Source organism: Herbaspirillum sp. GW822-FHT03A08 (genome assembly GCF_058801885.1).
The window spans coordinates 81,135-97,354 of sequence record NZ_JBXANR010000004.1 but is presented as its reverse complement, the minus strand read 5'-3'; the positions used below and the strand labels follow the sequence as shown (position 1 = coordinate 97,354).

At 58.3% G+C, this 16,220-nt stretch carries 16 protein-coding genes; 9 read left to right on the top strand and 7 right to left on the bottom strand.

Annotated elements, in window-relative coordinates; translation table 11 throughout:
- Positions 1-38: 38 nt before the first annotated feature.
- Genes AC1RN6_RS13620 through AC1RN6_RS13610 form a run of 3 tightly spaced genes read right to left on the bottom strand, consistent with a single transcriptional unit; the run spans position 39 to position 3,594 of the window.
- Positions 39-929 carry an AEC family transporter gene (locus tag AC1RN6_RS13620; RefSeq protein ID WP_493005981.1) on the bottom strand — a complete coding sequence of 297 codons (891 nt, stop codon included), beginning with the start codon at positions 927-929 and terminating at the stop codon, positions 39-41.
- Between the two features lie 7 nt (positions 930-936).
- A complete protein-coding gene (locus AC1RN6_RS13615) occupies positions 937-1,527 on the bottom strand; it encodes a response regulator transcription factor (RefSeq protein WP_493005980.1) in 591 nt (196 codons plus the stop codon).
- A gap of 51 nt (positions 1,528-1,578) precedes the next feature.
- A complete protein-coding gene (locus AC1RN6_RS13610; RefSeq protein ID WP_493005979.1) occupies positions 1,579-3,594 on the bottom strand; it encodes a PAS domain S-box protein in 2,016 nt (671 codons plus the stop codon).
- Between the two features lie 196 nt (positions 3,595-3,790).
- Here AC1RN6_RS13610 and AC1RN6_RS13605 point away from each other — a divergent pair, with 196 nt between their 5' ends.
- From AC1RN6_RS13605 to AC1RN6_RS13595, 3 genes are all read left to right on the top strand, one after another.
- A complete protein-coding gene (locus tag AC1RN6_RS13605) occupies positions 3,791-4,795 on the top strand; it encodes a TRAP transporter substrate-binding protein (protein ID WP_493005978.1) in 1,005 nt (334 codons plus the stop codon).
- A gap of 125 nt (positions 4,796-4,920) precedes the next feature.
- A complete protein-coding gene (locus AC1RN6_RS13600) occupies positions 4,921-5,481 on the top strand; it encodes a TRAP transporter small permease (protein ID WP_493006447.1) in 561 nt (186 codons plus the stop codon).
- Positions 5,478-6,758, top strand: a complete 1,281-nt coding sequence (locus tag AC1RN6_RS13595; protein ID WP_493005977.1) for a TRAP transporter large permease — start codon at positions 5,478-5,480, stop codon at positions 6,756-6,758. Before AC1RN6_RS13600 ends, AC1RN6_RS13595 begins: the two co-directional genes overlap by 4 nt.
- Before the next feature lie 405 nt (positions 6,759-7,163).
- Here the strand turns inward: AC1RN6_RS13595 and AC1RN6_RS13590 are convergent, their stop codons facing one another.
- Positions 7,164-7,811, bottom strand: coding sequence for a VOC family protein (locus AC1RN6_RS13590; protein ID WP_493005976.1), 648 nt, complete (start codon positions 7,809-7,811; stop codon positions 7,164-7,166).
- A gap of 81 nt (positions 7,812-7,892) precedes the next feature.
- On the opposite strand from AC1RN6_RS13590, the gene AC1RN6_RS13585 reads away from it, so the two are divergent.
- From AC1RN6_RS13585 to plsY, 4 genes are all read left to right on the top strand, one after another.
- Positions 7,893-8,390, top strand: a complete 498-nt coding sequence (locus tag AC1RN6_RS13585; protein WP_493006446.1) for a methylated-DNA--[protein]-cysteine S-methyltransferase — start codon at positions 7,893-7,895, stop codon at positions 8,388-8,390.
- A complete protein-coding gene (gene xerD, locus AC1RN6_RS13580; protein WP_493005975.1) occupies positions 8,380-9,423 on the top strand; it encodes a site-specific tyrosine recombinase XerD in 1,044 nt (347 codons plus the stop codon). Before AC1RN6_RS13585 ends, xerD begins: the two co-directional genes overlap by 11 nt.
- A gap of 62 nt (positions 9,424-9,485) precedes the next feature.
- A complete protein-coding gene (gene ybaK / locus AC1RN6_RS13575; RefSeq protein ID WP_493005974.1) occupies positions 9,486-9,980 on the top strand; it encodes a Cys-tRNA(Pro) deacylase in 495 nt (164 codons plus the stop codon).
- 77 nt (positions 9,981-10,057) lie between these two features.
- A complete protein-coding gene (gene plsY / locus AC1RN6_RS13570) occupies positions 10,058-10,666 on the top strand; it encodes a glycerol-3-phosphate 1-O-acyltransferase PlsY (protein ID WP_493005973.1) in 609 nt (202 codons plus the stop codon).
- Positions 10,667-10,762: 96 nt separating this feature from the next.
- Here the strand turns inward: plsY and tsaD are convergent, their stop codons facing one another.
- Entirely contained in the window at positions 10,763-11,794 is a 1,032-nt protein-coding gene (gene tsaD, locus AC1RN6_RS13565) for a tRNA (adenosine(37)-N6)-threonylcarbamoyltransferase complex transferase subunit TsaD (RefSeq protein ID WP_493005972.1), read from the bottom strand.
- Positions 11,795-11,928: 134 nt separating this feature from the next.
- On the opposite strand from tsaD, the gene ybiB reads away from it, so the two are divergent.
- Entirely contained in the window at positions 11,929-12,903 is a 975-nt protein-coding gene (gene ybiB, locus AC1RN6_RS13560; protein ID WP_493005971.1) for a DNA-binding protein YbiB, read from the top strand.
- Between the two features lie 182 nt (positions 12,904-13,085).
- On the opposite strand, the gene AC1RN6_RS13555 is transcribed toward ybiB, so the two are convergent.
- Together AC1RN6_RS13555 and AC1RN6_RS13550 are read right to left on the bottom strand one after the other, a co-directional pair.
- Entirely contained in the window at positions 13,086-13,514 is a 429-nt protein-coding gene (locus tag AC1RN6_RS13555) for an XRE family transcriptional regulator (RefSeq protein WP_493005970.1), read from the bottom strand.
- A 313-nt stretch (positions 13,515-13,827) separates the two neighbouring features.
- Positions 13,828-14,061: a hypothetical protein gene (locus AC1RN6_RS13550; protein WP_493005969.1), complete on the bottom strand. Its 234-nt coding sequence runs from the start codon at positions 14,059-14,061 to the stop codon at positions 13,828-13,830.
- 90 nt (positions 14,062-14,151) lie between these two features.
- Between AC1RN6_RS13550 and AC1RN6_RS13545 the strand changes: the two genes are divergently transcribed.
- Positions 14,152-16,212 (top strand): putative bifunctional diguanylate cyclase/phosphodiesterase, encoded by a 2,061-nt coding sequence (locus tag AC1RN6_RS13545; protein ID WP_493005968.1) that lies wholly within the window; start codon positions 14,152-14,154, stop codon positions 16,210-16,212.
- Positions 16,213-16,220 lie beyond the last annotated feature (8 nt).

The following is a 16,220-nucleotide window of genomic DNA, read 5'->3' as shown; positions in this document are numbered from 1 at the left end:
ATTGCGAGCTTGAGATGGGAGCTGTGATGGTGCAGCAGTCAATGCACCAGCGTCAGCCAGAACGGAATCGTCACCGCCGACACCAGCGTGCCGAACGAAATCAGGAATGCCGTCACCGGTCCGTTGCCGCCCATGCGCGCGGCGAGGATGTAGCAGCTCGAGGCCGTCGGCAGAGCGCAGAACAACACCACGATCTGCAATTGCAGATCCTGCAAACCGATCCAGCGTCCGAGGAAATAGGCCACTGCGGGCACTGCCAACAATTTGATGACGGTGAAATACGCCGACATCAGTTTGCCTTCGCGCATGCCTGACAAACGCAGACCGGCGCCGACCATCAGCAGGCCGGTTGCGATGGAGGCGCTGCCCAGCCGCGACAGCACCGCACCGGCGACTTCCGGCAAGCTCAGGCCGCAGATGCTGAACAGCAATCCTGAGCCGGTGGCGAGCAGCAGTGGATTTCTGCTCAGTTCTTTGAGTACGTTGCCGCTGCGATGCGCCAACGCATGTACGGCCGCCATATTGCAGATCGGTACGCCAAATCCGATTAGCAACGCCATGAGTCCGACGCCTTCTTCGCCGGCCAGGCGCGAAGCGATCGCTAATGCAATGTAGGAATTGAAGCGGAATGCCGTTTGCATGCCTGACTCGTAAGTCATCGGGCTGGCTCTGATGAAGGGCTTGCCGATCCATGTCAGCGCGATGCCGGCCAGCAGCGACAGTACGCCGACCTGCAGAAACTTGCCGGTGGTTTCCAGGTGCAGTTGCAGGCGCGCGGTCGAGTAAAACAGCAGTGCAGGGAACAGCAGGTAGTAGACCAGCTTTTCCATGCCGGTCCAGAAATCGTCGCCCCAGCTGGTGATGCGATAGATCACCACGCCCAACAGAATCAGCGAGAAATCGGGAAGCAGGAGCGAGGCGACGTGCATGGCGGCGCTACTTCAGGAGCCGGGCCAGTTCCACGGCGGTCTTGACGTTCATCTTGTCGAAAATATGGGCGCGGTGGACTTCCACGGTGCGCATGCTGATACCGAGTTCATCGGCGATGATCTTGTTCATTTTGCCGGCCAGGATCAGGTCCAGCACTTCGCGTTCGCGTGTCGACAGCGCTTCCAGCCGCGTGCGCACGGCATCCTGTTCGCCGGTTGCCAGCGATGCCTTCAAGGCCTCCAGCACGCGGTCCATCAACTGATTGTCGTTGAACGGCTTTTCAAAGAAATCGAAGGCGCCGTTCTTGAGCATGTCGACTGCCATCGGCACGTCGCCGTGGCCGGTGAGAAAAATCACCGGACGCCGCCGCATGATGCCGCGGTTCTTCAGCGTATCGAACAATGCTACGCCGCTTTGGTCGGGCATACGCACGTCCAGCAGGATGCATTCGCCTTGCGGGTCGAAGTCGCCGGCTTGTTCCATCGCCGCCAGAAATTCTGCGCCGCTGGCGTAGGCGGTCGCTGCGATGGCGCGCGATTTGGCAAGCCATGTGAGCGAGTCGCGAATGATTTCTTCGTCGTCAACAATGTGCAGCATCGGATGAATGAGTTTGCGAAGCTCTGCCGCGGCGAGCGTCTTTATTTTTATTCAATTGGCGGAACCCTGTGCAGGCAGGGAGAAGCGAAAGATTGTACCTCCTGTGGGATTGTTGGCATAGGTCAGCGTGCCGCCGTGGAATTCGATGGTGGTGCGGCAGATGTTCAGACCCATGCCCATGCCCTCTGCCTTGGTGGAGAAAAACGGAGAAAACAGACCGGCCGCAACCTCGGGCGGAATCCCATGGCCCTGGTCAATGACGGAGACGATGATCGACTGCTGGCTGGACTGCGAGGACGAGGTGTTGCGATCCAGCGCGGCGGCGATACGCAGGATGCGGCGTTCCGGCGCGATCGCGGCCATTGCCTGAATCGCGTTGCGGGTCAGATTCAGCAGCACTTGTTCGAGCAGCACGGCGTCGCCCAGCACGTTCGGCAGATTGGGGGGGATGGCGGTCTGCAGCACCACCAGGAATTGCTGTGCCTGCAGTTCGATCAGCGGCGTGACATTGTCGACGATGCTCTTGATCGAAATCGGCTGGCGTTCCGGTTCGCGCTTCTTGACGAACTGATGCACGCTGCGGATCACGTTGCCGGCGCGCTGGGCCTGGGTGTTGATCTTCTCTAGCGCAGGTTGCAGCGAGGCCGGGTCGAGGGCGCCGTTCTGCATCATGTTGAGCGCGCCGGTGGTGTAGCTGGAGATGGCCGCCAGCGGCTGGTTCAGCTCGTGGGCCAGCGTCGAGGCGATTTCGCCCATGCTGGCCAGGCGCGCGCTGGCTTGCAGTTTTTCTTCTTGCATGCGGTTGAGATCTTCGGCGCGCTTGCGGTCGCTGATGTCGAGGATGGAACCCATCCAGCCGGTTTGCTTGCCGTTCTGGTCCACCAGCGGGGATTCGAAAATCAGCACCGGAAAACGTTCGCCGTCGATACGCTGGAAGATGGTTTCGAATTGCGGCGTGATGCGTCCGGCCAGCACGTTGGAGAAGCGTTCCTGGTACTCGTCCATGGCTTCCGGCGCCCAGTAGGGCATGGGCGGGATCTTGCCGACCAGTTCATTGGCGGAAATGCCGACCATTTTGCAGAAGGCCGGGTTGACGTAGGTGATGCGGCCTTCCAGATCGCGTGCGCGCATGCCGGTCACCAGCGAGTTTTCCATCGCACTGCGAAAGGACACTTCATTGACCAGCGCATCTTCCGCCGTCATGCGGCGATTGATGTCGCGCCACAGCGCCCACAGGCTCCACAGCAAGCCCAGCGACAGCACGATAACCGAGCCGACCAGCAGATTAGGCAGCAGCTTGGGTGCGCTCTTGGTGCTGTTGGTATGCAGGCGCAGGGTCAGGCCGGGTAATTCGAGTTCGCGGCGATGGGTGTAGACGTTCAGGCCGGGACCGCCGGCAGTGCGGCGCGCAACGACTTTGTCATCGGTATCGGTGAGGACGATTTCGTTATCCTGGGCAAACCACCAGGGCACCATTTCATTGAGTACACGCGCAACCGAATAGCTGGCGACTACGCTGCCGATGTAGTGATTATCGCGAAACAGCGGGATGTGATAATCCATCACCATCGGCTCGGCGATGCCTGGCGGAACGGCAGGCGTGCTGTACATGGGGCGGCGGATGGCGCGGGCATTTTGCTCGGTCTGCTGCGATTGCTCGGACAGGCCGCTACGCGAGACGGGGAAATCGTCGGTCGAGGCCACGGGGTGACCGTCGGCGTTGAACCATGTGACGCGATAGAACTCGCGGTTATTGCGCAGCAGCGCGTTGAGGCGGATGCGGAACTGGTCCTTTTTCAGACGATCGTTGATGATCTCGCGCCCGATCAGCCGCATGCTTTCGTCGTCGCGGCTGAGTTGAAACCGAATGGCTTGTTCCACCCATAGCGAGTCGGCGATCAGCTGCTCTTGCCGTTCGCTGGATTCCATTTGCTGTGCTTGACGCGGCAGCCAGATCAGCGTCATCAGAAACAGCAGCACCAGCAGAATGGGCATCACCCAGCGCAGCAGATGGCGGCGTCCCGGCGACAGCATGTTAGAGGGCGAGGAAATTTGCGGCGATGTCATGGCGCCCTGTTTGGCATGAAAGATGAAGTGCGCCTAGTTTAGCGTGCTTATGGCTCCTGAAGACCAGTGCCGGCGATGATGCAATGCATCATGCAAATTGTGGTTATCCACACTTGCAGAGCGATTTCTTCATGGCAAAATGCGCTCAAGTCAGAATTGTGACTACCTATTTCTATAACCAAAAAAGGGGACGACAATGAAACTCAAGTCATTGGTATTTGCACTTTCCGCCGCAGCGATCATCGCGGGCAACGCCTGCGCGCAGGCACCCATCCTGATCAAATTCAGCCACGTCGTCGCCAACGACACGCCAAAGGGAAAAGCGGCGGAACGTTTCAAGGAACTGGCGGAAAAAGCCACCAAAGGCCGCGTGAAGGTCGAGGTTTACCCCAACAGTACGCTCTACAAGGACAAGGAGGAGCTGGAAGCGCTGCAGCTGGGCGCAGTGCAGATGCTCGCGCCGTCGCTGGCCAAGTTCGGTCCGCTGGGCGTGAAGGAATTTGAAGTATTCGACCTGCCGTATATTTTCCCGAGCAAGGAAGTGCTGTATCGCGTGACCGAAGGTCCGATCGGCAAAGACCTGTTCAAGAAGCTGGAGCCGAAGGGCATCACCGGCCTGGCATATTGGGACAACGGCTTCAAGGTCATGTCGGCCAATAAGCCATTGCATGTGCCCGCCGATTTCCGCGGCCTGAAGATGCGTATCCAGTCGTCCAAGGTGCTGGACGCACAGATGCGCGCGCTGGGTGCGAACCCGCAGGTGCTGGCATTCTCCGAGGTGTATCAGGCGTTGCAGACCGGCGTGGTCGACGGCACCGAGAATCCGCCATCCAACCTGTACACCCAGAAGATGCATGAAGTGCAAAAGCACGTGACGGTCTCCGATCACGGCTATCTGGGCTACGCAGTCATCGTCAACAAAAAGTTCTGGGACGGCTTGCCGCCTGACATCCGCACCGCACTCGAGGGCGCGATGAAGGACGCCACAAAATACGCCAATGCCATCGCCCAGCAAGAGAACGATGCCGCATTGGCTGCCGTGCAAAAGACAGGCAAGACCACCATCTATCGTCTCAACGACAAGGAAAAAGCCGAATGGCGTAAAGCCCTGGCGCCGGTGCAAGCGCAAATGTCCGACCGTATCGGTAAAGACCTGATTGCCGCAGTGAATAAAGAAGCGACCGCTCTGGGACAAAAATAAGTCATACATCAGTCAGAAATAAAAATGTTCTGAGAACTATCGGCTCAGAGGAAACTCTGCGCCGAAAAAGACACTGACAGGGAGGGGCAAGTTTTACTTTCCCCCCTTACTGAGGAGACACGATGTTGAAATTTCTCGACCACCTGGAAGAGTGGATCATTGCATTCCTGATGGCGGCTGCAACCGTCATCATCTTCGTAGCGGTGGTGCACCGTTACGCTTCCGGTTTACCGATTCCCTGGTTGCAGGACGAACTGATCCAGATCAACACCAGCTGGGCGCAGGAGCTGTGCATCTACATGTTCGTGTGGATGGCCAAGTTCGGCGCCGCCTATGGCGTGCGTACCGGCATTCACGTCGGCGTCGACGTGCTGATCAATCGCATGAACACGCCCTGGCGCAACAAGTTCGTGGTGTTCGGCCTGCTCGCCGGTGCGTTGTTTACCGGCATTGTCGGCACTCTCGGCGCCGAGTTCGTCTGGGAAATCAGCCAGCATTCCAGCACTTCGGAAGTGTTGGAGTTGCCGATGTGGATGGTCTACATGGCAGTTCCGCTGGGTTCGTACCTGATGTGTTTCCGTTTTCTCCAAGTGGCATGGGCTTTCATCAAGACCGGTGAATTGCCTAAGCACGATCACGCCTATGTTGAAGGCCTGGACGAAGAAATCAAAGGAGAAAAAGTATGAACGCAGCCATCATCTTCATCCTGCTGTTCGGCCTGATGCTGACCGGCATGCCGATCTCGATTTCTCTCGGCCTGACGGTATTGACCTTTTTGTTCACGATGACCGATGTGCCGATCCAGTCGGTGGCTTTGAAGTTGTTTACCGGGATCGAGAAGTTCGAAATCATGGCGATTCCGTTCTTCATCCTGGCCGGCAACTTCCTCACCCACGGCGGTGTGGCGCGGCGCATGATCAATTTCGCCACCTCCATGGTCGGGCACTGGCACGGCGGTCTGGCGTTGGCCGGAGTCATGGCTTGCGCCTTGTTTGCGGCGGTATCCGGTTCGTCGCCGGCGACCGTGGTGGCGATCGGTTCGATCATCCTGCCGGCAATGGTGCGCCAGGGTTTCCCGAACAAGTTCGGCGCGGGCGTCATTACCACTTCGGGCGCATTGGGCATTCTGATTCCACCGTCGATTGTGATGGTGATGTATTCGGTGTCGACCAATACCTCGGTAGGCAAGCTGTTCATGGCCGGTGTGGTGCCGGGCCTGATGCTGGCGTTCCTGCTCGGCCTGACGACCTGGTATCTGGCGCGCAAGCACAACTACCCGCGCCTGCCGAAGGCGAGCTGGGCCGAGCGCGGCGCGGCGTTCCGCAAGAGCGGCTGGGGTCTGTTCCTGATCGTGATCGTGATGGGCGGCATCTACACCGGCATCTTCACGCCGACCGAAGCGGCAGCGATGGCGGCGGTGTATGCCTTCATCATTGCGGTGTTCGTTTACAAGGACATGAGCCTGAAGCAAGTGCCCAAGGTCTTGCTGGATTCGGCGTCGATGTCGGCGATGCTGCTGTACATCATCACCAACGCGGTGCTGTTCTCTTTCCTGGTCACCAGTGAAAACATCCCGCAGGCGATGGCGGCGATGATCACCGACAGCGGTCTCGGTCCGATCACTTTCCTGCTGGTGGTGAACGTGCTGCTGTTGTTGGCCGGTAACGTGATGGAGCCGTCCTCGATCGTGCTGATCATGGCGCCCATCCTGTTCCCGGTGGCGATGAAGCTGGGCATCGATCCGGTGCACTTCGGCATCCTGATCGTGGTCAACATGGAAGTCGGCATGTGCCATCCGCCGGTCGGCCTGAATCTGTATGTGGCTTCCGGCATCACCAAGATGGGTATCACCGAGCTGACGGTGGCAGTCATGCCGTGGCTGCTGACGATGCTGGTGTTCCTGGCGCTGGTGACTTACGTGCCGCAGATTTCGCTGTGGCTGCCGAACCTGGTATTTGACTGATGCAATCGCCGCCAAGGCCCGCAGATAGGGGCTCTTGGCGGCGCAGTTGTTTTATTGCAATGTTGTTTTAAAGTATGTTTTTCGTTTGCGCAAAAAACACTTTTAATGAAGGGCAAGTACTGTTAAAGTGCGACCTTCGTCTGAAAAGACGTCAGAATTTTTAGTCGCAGCTTAGTAACGATGTTGTTGTCGGTCATGCTTTAAAAAACAGAATTTAAAGTGGGTGATACATAACAAACGGTATTAATACCGAGGATACTGAGGAGACGTGGGTTCAAGAGACTGTTGAAACGGCCGGAACACACAGGGGTTAGTTTGAGGCGCATCGCGAGATGCGCCTTTTTTATTTTGTGCGCCGGCATTTCCGCGGCGCCGTCTTCCGTCTTTCGTTTCTTGCTGCTGCACTTATCCCGACAATCCCAACGGATGCATCCCGGTCGGCGTTTGTATCAGCGCCAGCAGGTGCGGCGTTTGTCCTGCCGCCGGCTGATGCATGGCAATGTGGCTTTGCAGGCCGATCAGCTTGAGGTTTTCGGTAATGACTTCGGCCTCGGGATGGAAACCTTCCAGCTTGACCAATGAACAACCCTGATCCTGCATGTTGTCGGTCGGATGGCTGGAGGTGTTCCACTGGATCAGGCTGGGCATGACGCCGTTCATCACCAGCTTGCCGTCCAGCGGGATGGTGATGCGCCATTGCAGCGCGCCGCGGCTCATATCTTCCACCGGGCCGAGAGGGATTTCTGACGCTGCCGCTGCCGCATCGATGTTGTCGGTGCGCACCACCCAGCTTGCCAGACGCGGTTTGCTGCCGGCAGCCAGATGATCCAGCCCGAACCAGCGCGCGCGTTCTACCGGTGGTGCCGCCGGGTCGATGGCAATCACTTCCAGATAAAATCCGCGTCCCAGTTTCAGCAAGGCGTTGTGCGTGCCAAGGCGGACATGCGCGCCGCCGGCTTGCGGCGACACGCCCAGCGTTTGTTCGATGTAGGCAATCCCCTCGGCAAGCGTGGGGGCGGTGATGACGAGGTGATCGGCGTGGCTGACTGGCATGGGCGTGTTGTTCTTCCGTAGGATTGGCAGGGACCGGCGGCGATGTGCTTAAATAGCGTATTCCATTTATATGTCTGAATGATGAAGAATACTCAGGCGGGCGATATTTTTTCTGCCATCGTACACGTACCGTTCGGCGGCATCGGTATTCGCACTTCGGCGGGCGTGATTCAGGAGATGGTGTACCTGCCCAAACACTTCCGCGAAAAAGACGCGACCGACGCGCTGGCCGACAAGGCCGCCGGGCAGATCCTGCGTTATATCGACAAGCCGGGCTACAAATTCAAACTGCCGCTGGCCGAAACCGGCTCCGAATTCCAGCGCAAGGTGTGGGCGGCGATCTCATCCATTCCGTGCGGCGAAGTGCGGACCTACGGCCAGATCGCCAAATTCATCCGGTCAGCGCCGCGCGCAGTCGGGCAAGCTTGCGGCGCCAACTGGTTTTCGCTGGTGATTCCCTGCCATCGCGTGACGGCAGCGGGCGGCCTCGGCGGTTTTTCGCATCATGACGACGAAGACGGCTTTCCCCTGAGCGTGAAGCGCTGGCTGCTGGAGCACGAAGGTGTCGATGGCTATTGAAGCAGACAAGGTCGCCAAGCCCGTCCGGACCGCCAAGCCGGTCAAATCACCGAAGGCACCCAAGGTAGTCAAGGCAGTAGCCGAGCCCACACCGAAAACACGCAAGGTCGCCGCCGGCAAAGCGCCCAAGGTCGAAGCTACCGGCGCCAGCCTGGCCGCCATCGACGAGTTTTGCGACACGTTATGGCTGGAAGACGGCCTCGCCAAGAATTCGCTGGAAGCCTACCGGCGCGACATGACGCTGTTTGCGCATTGGCTGCAGACGCAACGCCATAAGGATTTGCTGGCGACCACTGCGGATGATCTCAACGCCTATTTCGCTGCGCGCCACGGGGACACCAAGGCCAGCTCGGCCAATCGCCGGCTGGCGGTGCTCAAGCGCTTCTTCCTGCTGGCCTTGCGTCAGAATCGCATCACTGAAGATCCCTGCCTGCGCATGAAGTCGGCCAAACAGCCGCCGCGTTTTCCCAAAGTGCTGTCGGAAGGCCAGGTCGACGCCTTGCTGGCGGCGCCGGACGTCTCCACGCCGTTGGGACTGCGCGACCGCACCATGCTGGAACTGATGTATGCCAGCGGTCTGCGCGTCTCGGAGCTGGTGCTGCTGAAATCGGTGGAAGTCGGTATGAACGAAGGCGTGTTGCGCATCACCGGCAAGGGCAATAAAACGCGTCTGGTGCCCTTCGGCGAAGAAGCGCGCAGCTGGATCGAGCGCTACCTGCGCGAAGGCCGTCCGATGATCCTGGAAGGGCAGATCGACGATGCCTTGTTCGTCACTGCGCGCGGCGGCGCCATGACGCGCCAGATGTTCTGGACGCTGATTAAAAAATACGCCATGCAGGGCGACATCCGCGCACCGCTGTCGCCGCACACCTTGCGCCATGCATTCGCCACGCATTTGCTCAACCACGGCGCCGACTTGCGCGTAGTGCAACTGCTGCTGGGGCATGCGGATATTTCCACGACACAGATTTACACTCACGTGGCGCGCGAGCGATTGAAAAAATTGCATGCCGAACATCATCCGCGCGGTTGAACGGGCAGAGGTAAAAGTGGTGGCATAATGTGCGCCAACTCAGGGTTCCGCAAGCGTATTAAATGAGCTCCAAAAAAGATCATATCTCCGAAACTCCCGCCACGCAGTTCTTGCGCAAGCAGGGCATTTCCTTTACCGAACATCCTTACGCTTACGAAGAGCACGGCGGCACCAGCGTGTCGGCGCGCGAACTTGGCGTGGACGAGCACGCTGTGGTCAAGACGCTGGTGATGCAGGACGAGGCCGCCAAGCCCATGCTGGTGCTGATGCACGGCGACCGCAAAGTCTCGACCAAGAACCTGGCGCGGCAGATCGGCTGCAAGTCGGTGGAGCCTTGCAAGCCGGAAGTGGCCAATCGCCATTCGGGCTTCCTGATCGGCGGCACCTCGCCGTTCGGCACGCGCAAGGCCATGCCGGTGTATGTTGAAGGCAGCATCCTTGAGTTGCCGAAGATTTACATCAACGGCGGGCGTCGCGGCTTCCTGATCGGCATTGCGCCGGAGGTGATTGCCAGGGTCTTGCCCAGCAAACCTGTACACTGCGCGCTGGAAGAATAAAGAAACAAAAGCTGCTGCACCGCAGAAGCGGCATCAGCAAGAAAACAAGAGAGAACAAAAGAGTAAAAGAGGAACAAATGAATACAGTATTGTTTACCATCGCCGCCTACCTGATCGGCTCCATTTCCTTCGCCGTGGTGGTGAGCAAGGCCTTCGGCCTGTCCGATCCGCGCACCTACGGTTCCAAGAATCCCGGCGCCACCAACGTCCTGCGCAGCGGCAACAAGAAGGCCGCCGTGCTGACCCTGATCGGCGACGGTTTCAAAGGTTGGCTGGCCGTCTGGCTGGCGATGAAATTCGGCCCCCAATACGGCATCGACGACACCGGTATCGCGCTGGTGACGATCGCGGTTTTCCTTGGTCACTTATGGCCGGTGTTCTTCCGCTTCGTCGGCGGCAAGGGGGTAGCGACGGCACTGGGCATCTTGCTGGCGCTGAACGTCTGGCTTGGCGTGGCGACGCTGGTGACCTGGCTGGTGATTGCTTATGCATTCCGCTATTCCTCACTGGCGGCGCTGGTCGCCAGCGTGTTTGCGCCGTTCTACTACGGCCTGCTGTTCGGCAGTGCCGACGGCATCCTGCTGGCGGTGCTGGCGATGAGCGCCTTGCTGATCTATCGCCATCGCAAGAACATCAGCAATCTGCTGGCCGGCAAGGAAAGCAAGATCGGTTCGAAGAAGAAATAAGAACATCGCCAAGGCGATGCAGCAGACGCAAAAAAAGCCCGGTGCAGACCGGGCTTTTTTATGCGTTGCGCAATCGGTGAAAACACCTGCTCCGGCTTAAGGCGTATTCCTCAATTCATCCAAAGGCCAACGCGGCCGCACGCTGAAAGAATAATCGCGCTTGGCGGCTTCGGGATGTTGTTGCAGGCGCATGGCGCCGGCAAAAGCGATCATCGCGCCGTTGTCGGTACAGAACTCCAGTTCCGGATAAAAGACCTGATAGCGTCGCTTTGCTGCAGCAGCGTTCAGGGCTTCGCGCAATTGCTTGTTGGCGCCGACGCCGCCGGCGATCACCAGTCGCTTCATGCCGGTGTGCTTGAGTGCGTTCATGCACTTGGCAACCAGCACGTCGACGATAGCATCGACGAAGGCGCGCGCGATGTTGGCCTTGTCTTGTTCGCAGATGTTGGTGGTCTGGTTCTTGACAACGGTCAGCACGGCGGTCTTGAGACCGGAGAAACTGAAGTCGAAGTTCTTGGAGTGCAGCATCGGCCGCGGCAACTGATACACGCCGGGATCGCCGAATTCCGCCAGTCGGGAAATTGCCGGTCCGCCCGGATAGCCGAGACCGAGCAGTTTGGCCGACTTGTCGAAGGCTTCGCCGGCGGCATCGTCGAGTGTCTCGCCCAGCAATTCATATTGGCCGACGCCGTCCACGCGCATCAGCTGCGTGTGACCGCCGGAAACCAGCAAGGCGACAAAGGGAAATTGCGGCGGATTGGATGACAGCAGCGGCGACAGCAAATGGCCTTCCAGGTGATGCACGCCGACCACCGGCTTGTCCAGGGACAGTCCCAGTCCGCAGGCCACAGAAGCGCCGACCAGCAATGCGCCCGCCAGGCCGGGACCTTGCGTATAGGCGATGGCGTCGATGTCGCTGTGCGCGATGCCGCTTTTCTCGAATACCTGTTTCAGCAAGGGAATGGCGCGGCGCACGTGGTCCCGCGAGGCCAACTCGGGGACGACGCCGCCGTATTCCTCGTGCATCGCGATTTGCGAATGCAGGGCGTGGGCGAGCAGGCCTTTTTGCGTGTCGTATAACGCAAGGCCGGTTTCATCGCAGGAGGATTCGACACCGAGAACTATCATTGCAGCAGGGGAAACAGTGGGAACGCCGATGCGTTCGAAGGCGCTATTGTAAAGGAAAGGCGCGCCGAACCCCGGCCACGCACAAGGAACGCCGCTTGGTGTACCCTTGCGCACATGAAAAACGAGAGTAAATCATGACGGATGTACAGGACACAGGCGTAGAAATGCTGGCAGCCGCCCGCTTCATCAAAGAGATCGGCCGAGGCAAGGATGGCGCGCGCAGCTTGTCGCGCGAGGATGCGGCGATGCTGTACGGCGCGATGCTGGACGGCCGCGTCAGCGATCTTGAGCTGGGCGCAATCTTGCTGTCCATGCGCGTTAAAGGTGAATCGGTGGAAGAGATCGCCGGTTTCCTTGATGCGTCCGAAGCTTCGTTCACACCGCTGCAGGCGCCGCCGGGAAAGTACGCACCGGTCGTCATCCCCAGTTACAACGGTTCGCGCCGCGTGGCCAATCTGACGCCGCTGCTGGCGTTATTGCTCGCGCGCGAAGGCGTGCCCGTGCTGATGCATGGCGTCACGCACGATCCGCAGCGCGTCACCAGTGCGGAAATTTTTGAAGCGCTCGGCATGCATCACGCCAACAGCGTGGAAGAGGCGCAGGCTGCATTAGCGCGCAGCGAACCTGCGTTCATGCCGATCCAGTCGCTGGCGCCGAAGATGGCGCGTCTGCTGGCGATGCGGCGCGTGCTGGGCGTGCGCAATTCGACGCATACGCTGGTCAAGATCATGCAACCGTTCGTCGGTCCGGCATTGCGCCTGACGTCTTATACGCATCCCGAATATCTGGAAATGCTGGCCAGCTATTTCGTCACCGCTGCACCACATGAGCGTGGCGATGCCTTCCTGATGCGCGGTACTGAAGGCGAGACTGTCGCCAACGCGCGCCGCGCGCAACAGATCGACTGGTTTCATGCCGGCGAACGCACGTTGCTGGTGGAAAAACAAAAAGTGGCGGAAGAGATTCCGGACTTGCCGGAAGGCCGCGATGCCGAAGCAACTGCGCGCTGGATCAAGGCGGTGCTGGCAGGAGAGAAATCGGTGCCGGAAGCAATCGTGGAGCAGGTGGAACATTGCGTGACAGTCGCCGCGGACATTGCTGCTCGGTAATCCGGGCTGACGGAGTGGTGCGGGCGGCCATGTACGCAAGCAGACAATGCTTACGGGCAAGGAGCATTGAAGATGCGGAGCAAGACCGGCAGGGAAGTAAACGAGCAAACTGAAAGCACTCGTATCTCCGATCGCAGGTTTTCTTGCAGAGCGACAATCAGCACAAACGATTGACGTAAAAATCAGGCCTTGGTTTTTGTGCTGGTTTTCACTGCCAGGGGAGCGGTCACTTGCGCGAAGGCAAAGATCACTTCTTTGACAATTTTGCGTTGCGGCGCGGGAAGGTTGATGAAGGCTTCGAAAGCCTCCCGTTCGCGATAGCCGATAGCTTCTTCCCAGCGAGCGCGGCGCTTGTCGATGCGCTTGCCGATTTCTTCGCCGAAGCGCAGATGTTGCGGCGTGACAATCAACCACTCGGCAAGCGTCTCCAGCTTGTCCTGATTGGGCATAGATTCTCCGAGAAGCCAACGACGCACACCGTGCAAGGTCATTGGCTTCCCCCAATAGCGCAAATTGAACTCGCGTTCCAGGACTGCGGGTTTAGGTTCATATCCCGCTTTTTCCATCGAGGCGCGCAGTCGTTTTGCAAATTTTTCGTTCGCGTTTTCCATGACGGGAAGTTACTGCCTGGCAGTTAAAAATTGGGTACGTTTGCGTTTCTGAATAATTACGCGAAGGATGTGACTTGTAATCAACTCGTTAAATTGCGGCGTCGTTTTGCTTATCTTGTCTTATTTTTAACTTGACTGATAGATAACAATTGTAACGTGTCGGAATCTGTCAACATGACGCCCAGCAAGACTTTCAGGCCGGTAACGCAATTTTCTTCAAGGGATTTTTTCGACAAGCTACCGAGACGGATGCGGGCTCATCCCGTGTCGTGCAGCAACTAAAAGAAATTTGAGGAATTGTTAAAAGAATGAGTTAACTTTCGATGCGAAAAACAGTCTCGAAGAAGCCGGGATTTTTTGGTGCAAACAGGCTAGAATAGCCGCGGATAAAGGGATTGCGCCGATCGTCGCGAATGAATAATGAGCAAACGACGATGGTAAAACACACGCGCAAAGATCCGCGGCGAATCGACAGCGAATACATCGCATTTTCTTCCGCCATGAATACGTAAAAAATCTGACGCCCATTGCATGCTGTGTATTGCATGGGATCAGCAGCGTTGGTTGTTGTGAATTATTTAGCTTCATCTCATCACTTGCAGTTTGCAACGGAAGATGCACACGGATTTTTCAGATCATGGCCGGCTCCTATAACTTCTTGCTGATTTGTTTTTCATTATTCGTTGCGACGCTGGCTTCGTACACAGTATTGGAAATCGCTGAACGCATTTCATCTCAGGAAACTGCGCGCTATCGCCGCATGTGGCTTGGCGGCGGTGCGATGGTGTTCGGCGTCGGCATCTGGGCTACGCACTTCACCGGCATGCTGGCGTTCCAGTTGCCGATCAACATCGGTTACAACGCATTGCTGACGACGCTGTCGCTACTGCTGTGCATCGCACTGTCGTTCTATCTCCTGCACCGCGCGACGCAACGCCGCCTGCGCTGGACGCGTGTGTTCGCCGACGGTATTGCGCTGGGTGCAGGCATGGCGCTGGTGCACTATCTCGGCCTGCACTCCATGCAGATCACGCCGGCAGTGCGTTATACGCCTTGGCTGGAATGCCTGTCGGTGTTGCTGACCGTAGCCGTGGCCGTACTGAATATCTGGATCATCTACACGCTCAATGCGCGCAAGAGCGATCACTTCTGGAAGCGCGTCACGCTGGCTGCGGTACTCGGCTTCAGCATCTTTTGCATGCATGGCCTGAACATGGCGGCCGCCAATTTTTCGCCGGACAGCATCAGCGGCACCTACGGCAATATGGACCGCGACAATCTGATGAGCGTCGTGTTGCTGGGCACGTTGTTTGTGCTCATTGCCGCGCTGATTTTCAGCGGAGCGCAAAAGACCAAACTGCTCAAGAAGATCGTCGGCCGCACCAACGACAAGCTGCTGCATTTCGCGACGCACGATGTGCTGACGGGGTTGCCCAATCGCGCCTTGCTGGCCGAGCGTATTCAGCATGCGATCCATGTGTCCAAACGCAGCGGTCTGTCGTTTGCGGTGCTGTTCATGGATCTGGACGGCTTTAAAGCGATCAACGACTCGCTCGGCCACGCGGTCGGCGACGGTTTGCTGGTTGCGGTCGGTCAACGCATCCGCGCCTGCATTCGCGGTGAAGACATGGTGTCGCGCATCGGCGGCGATGAGTTCGTGGTGGTGATGAGCAACCTGGCGACGCCGGAAGTGGTGGAGAATCTGGCCGAAAATATTCTCAGCGTGCTGCGCCAGGATTTTCGCGTCGATGAAGCGACCTTGCGCGTGACGTCCAGCATCGGCATCGCCGTGTACCCGAACAGCGGTGAAACCGTCGACGCGCTGATGAAAAACGCCGACGCCGCGATGTACGAAGCCAAGCAAAATGGCCGCAACACTTACCGCTTCTTCGAGCCGGCCATGCATGCCAGCGCGATGCGCCATCTGACCATCCGGCACGCCTTGCAGCAGGCGGTGGAGCATAACCAGCTGTCGCTGCATTTTCAGCCCAAGTTTGAGGGCCGGCAGCGTACGCTGACCGGCGTGGAAGCACTGCTGCGCTGGAATCATCCCGAGCTGGGCAGCATGAGTCCGACTGAGTTCATACCAATTGCCGAGCGCTCCGGGCAGATCATTCCGATTGGCGACTGGGTATTGCGTGAGGTGTGCGCGCAGATCGTACGCTGGGATGCGGAAGGCCGTCCGCCGGTGAAAGTTGCGCTGAATTTGTCGCCGCTGCAGATGCGTCCCGATCTGGTCGACAGCGTCACCGCGATTGTCGGGCAAGCCGGCATTGCGCCACAGCGCCTGATGTTCGAGATCACGGAAACGGCGGCAATGAAGAATGTCGAAAAGAGCGTACGCATCATCACCGATCTGCAGGCGCTCGGTTTCGATATCGCCATCGATGATTTCGGCGCCGGCTATTCCAGCCTCGCTTACCTTCAGCAATTTCACTGCCGCCAGATCAAGATCGATCGCTTCTTTACTTCACGCCTGGATCAAAGCGGGGACTCAGGTCCGGCCATCGTATCGGCGATTATCGCGCTGGCGCATGCCCTGAATATGGAAGTGGTGGCGGAAGGCGTGGAGACCGAAGCGCAACTCGAGGCGCTGCAAAAGCTCAATTGCGATCAGGTGCAGGGCTTCCTGCTGGGGCGTCCGGCAGCGGCGGTCGACATGCAACAACTGCTGGGACCGGGACGCGCCTTCGCCTGAATGGTCTG